Genomic DNA, 584 nt, shown 5'->3' on the forward strand with positions numbered 1-584 from the left:
CAGAGTCTTGAGTTGGTCGGGTGGGGCTTGATTAAACTCGGCTAAAAACACTGTTATTCCTAAACTCGTTGTCGTGATATAGAGTTTTAGCAATAACAGTGCCAAGAGTGATTTGAGATTTGCTTAAGAATTTGGAAAATTAATAATCAATTATTGATTTATGTGATTTTTATACCAATATTCTGCAATATCCTGACGGCGACATACCCAAACATGATCATGCATTTCAATATAGTCTAGGAATCTTTGTAATGCTTTAAAACGACCCGGACGCCCTAAAATACGGCAGTGCATTCCAATAGACATCATTTTTGGTGCAGTTTCTCCCTCGGCATACAACACATCAAAACTATCTTTTAAATATTGAAAAAACTGTTCTGAGCTATTAAATCCACCTGGTGAGCAGAACTTCATATCGTTACATTCCAAAGTATAAGGAATAATCAGATGAGGTCGTGATGCACCCGCCGTATCGGTAAGTGTGGTCCAAAAAGGCAGGTCATCACCATAATAATCAGAGTCGTATTGTATTTGCGGGAACTCTGCAAGCAACTGACGCGTATTGGGGCTATCACGCCCGGTGT

General features: G+C 39.6%; 1 protein-coding gene. It reads right to left on the minus strand.

All coding sequences use genetic code 11. The features are described from left to right. Nucleotides 1–150: 150 nt before the first annotated feature. Nucleotides 151–584: hypothetical protein (locus tag ABD296_RS49980; protein WP_407061602.1), on the minus strand; the 434-nt coding region annotated here is incomplete at its 5' end.

The organism is Actinomadura napierensis, from assembly GCF_039529375.1.
In the GTDB taxonomy this organism is placed as follows: domain Bacteria; phylum Actinomycetota; class Actinomycetes; order Streptosporangiales; family Streptosporangiaceae; genus Spirillospora; species Spirillospora napierensis.